The 2,721-nt window shown below is 70.7% G+C and carries 2 protein-coding genes; one reads left to right on the top strand and one right to left on the bottom strand.

Translation table 11 applies throughout. The features are described from left to right. On the bottom strand, positions 1-1,615 hold a 1,615-nt coding region (locus QH283_RS15085), incomplete at its 3' end, for a valine--tRNA ligase (protein WP_280503627.1). Positions 1,616-2,143: 528 nt separating this feature from the next. Between QH283_RS15085 and QH283_RS15090 the strand changes: the two genes are divergently transcribed. Then, positions 2,144-2,721 (top strand): AAA family ATPase (locus QH283_RS15090; protein ID WP_280503628.1); only part of this gene is annotated, 578 nt, incomplete at its 3' end.

Consider the following 2,721-nt stretch of genomic DNA (forward strand, 5'->3'; position numbering starts at 1 on the left):
CGCGGATGAGGCCGTGCAGGAAGACGTCGCGGAACGGCACCTGCACCGCACCGCCCTTGCCGGTGGTGAGGGCGGCGTCCTCGGAGACGTACATGCCGAACATCATCATCCTGGCGACCCAGAAGAACAGGATGTCGTAACCGGTGACCAGCACGCTGGTCGGATAGAACTTGGCCAGCTCCGGGGTGGCCTCCGGCCAGCCCATCGTGGAGAACGGCCACAGGCCGGAGGAGAACCAGGTGTCGAGGACGTCGGGGTCCTGCACCCAGCCCTCGGGCGCGGTCTCGTCGGGGCCGACGCAGACCACTTCGCCCTCGGGGCCGTACCAGATCGGGATGCGATGGCCCCACCACAGCTGGCGGGAGATGGTCCAGTCGTACATGTTGTCCACCCACTCGAACCAGCGCGGTTCGAGGCTGGGCGGGTGGATGGCGACGTGGCCGTTGCGCACGGCGTCGCCCGCGGCCTTGGCCAGGGCTTCGACCTTGACCCACCACTGCATCGACAGCCGCGGCTCGATCGGCTCGCCGGAGCGCTCGGAGTGGCCGACGCTGTGGATGTAGGGGCGCTTCTCGGCGACCACCCGGCCCTCGCGGGCCAGCCGCTCGCGCACCTTCACCCGCGCCTCGAAGCGGTCCATGCCGTCGAATTCGGTGCCGGTGCCGGTGATCCGGCCGCGCTCGTCCATGATCGTCGGCATCGGCAGTTTGTGGCGCAGGCCGATCTCGAAGTCGTTGGGGTCGTGGGCGGGGGTGATCTTCACCGCGCCGGAGCCGAACTCCGGGTCGACGTAGTCGTCGGCGACGATCGGGATCTGCCGTCCGGTGATCGGGTGCTCGATGGTGGTGCCGATGAGCTTCTGGTAGCGCGGGTCGTCGGGGTGCACGGCCACCGCGGTGTCGCCGAGCATGGTCTCCACGCGGGTGGTGGCCACCACGACGTGCGGCTCGTCGTCGTTCAGCGAGCCGTAGCGCAGCGAGACCAGCTCGCCCTCCACGTCCTCGTGCTTGACCTCGATGTCGGAGATGGCGGTGCGCAGTTCCGGCGACCAGTTCACCAGGCGCTCGGCGCGGTAGATGAGGCCGTCGTCGTAGAGGCGCTTGAAGATGGTCTGGACGGCACGGGACAGGCCCTCGTCCATGGTGAAGCGGTCGCGGCTCCAGTCGACGCTGTCGCCGAGGGCGCGCATCTGCCACTGGATGGAGCCGCCGGACTCGCGCTTCCAGTCCCAGACCTTCTCCACGAACGATTCGCGGCCGAAATCTTCCTTGGTCTTGCCGTCGAGGGCGAGCTGCTTTTCCACCACGGTCTGGGTGGCGATGCCCGCGTGGTCCATGCCGGGCAGCCACAGCACCTCGTAGCCCTGCATGCGCTTGCGGCGCGCGAGGGTGTCCATGAGGGTGTGGTCGAGGGCGTGGCCCATGTGCAGGGTGCCGGTGACGTTCGGCGGCGGCAGCACGATGGAGTAGGCGGGCTTGTCCGAGCCCGGGTCGGCGGTGAAATAGCCCGCGCTTACCCAGCGCTCGTACATCTCGGCCTCCACGGCGCTGGGATCCCAGCTCTTGGGGAGGGCGGCGGCACGATCATGCGAGTTGTCAGGGGCTGCGCTGGTCACCCCGTGATCCTATCGGGGCCGTGCCGGCGATTCGTCCGGCCCTCTCGCCACGGCGGGAGGGCACCCGGCAGCCGGGCGCTGCCTCGGCGGGGCCGGACGGGTGCAGACAGGGCGAGGGCGGAATCTTCGGTGGATGAGGGACACCGAAGACTCCGCCTTCGTGGCTCAGTCTAGCGCTTCTACCGGCGAGTAGCCCCGTTCCACAACCAATTCTCAGGTTCGGGGCCGAAGGCCTCTATCGGCTGGTCGAACGACCAGCGAGATCGCCGTCCGACCGTGATCGATCACACCTTCGCGGGGCTGCGCGCCACCGCGTATCGCCCGCCACCCACCGTCGGCCGCCTCGGCCCGCATCGCCTCCGCGTTCGCCGAACCGCCTGCGCGCCATGACTGCTCGCCGCCGCGGTCACGAAATATGGTGTCCAGCATGCAGCACGCGGACAGACCGCGCGCATGGTGCCGAATGGCACTGAGAGATCAGGGTTTTCCCGGTTGCCGGACCGGCTGCCGGTCAGGAGTCTGGAAGGGGTGAACCCTCCGCTCGACGTGCCGCCCCTGCACTCTCCCGCCCCGCGCGGCGTCCTCGCGGGCCCGGTGGCGCTCGCCCCCTCCGGTGTCCACGATCTGCGGGCCGCCCGGCCGTCCCGCCCGGACGATGTGCCCGCGGTCACCCGGCTGCGTTACCCGGCGACCGCGGCCCTGGTGTTCGCCGGGGTGCCTGGAGCGGGCAAGAGCACGGCGCTGCTGCGCTTCTTCGGTTCGGGCGCCACCGAGACGCGCCCGCCGACCGGCCCCGGCGGGCGGGTGGTCGTCGACTCCCAGCACGCGCGCAACCGCTGGACCCCGCGCCTGCGCCGGCTCCCCTACCCGCTGTGGCGTCCGGTGGTGCAGTGCGCGCACTACGCGACCATCCGCCGGGCCCTGCGGTCCGCGTCCGGGCCGGTGATCATCCACGACTGCGGGACCTTCCGCTGGAGCCGGGCGCTGATCGCCCGCTGGTCCCGCGCCTGCGGGCGGCCGCTGCACATCGTGATGATCGACGTCCCGCCGCCGCTGGCCAGGGCGGGGCAGCGGCGGCGCGGCAGGCGCAGCAGCGGCCTGTTCTT

The sequence above is a fragment of the Nocardia farcinica genome (genome assembly GCF_029867845.1).
Taxonomy (GTDB): Bacteria; Actinomycetota; Actinomycetes; order Mycobacteriales; family Mycobacteriaceae; genus Nocardia; species Nocardia farcinica_A.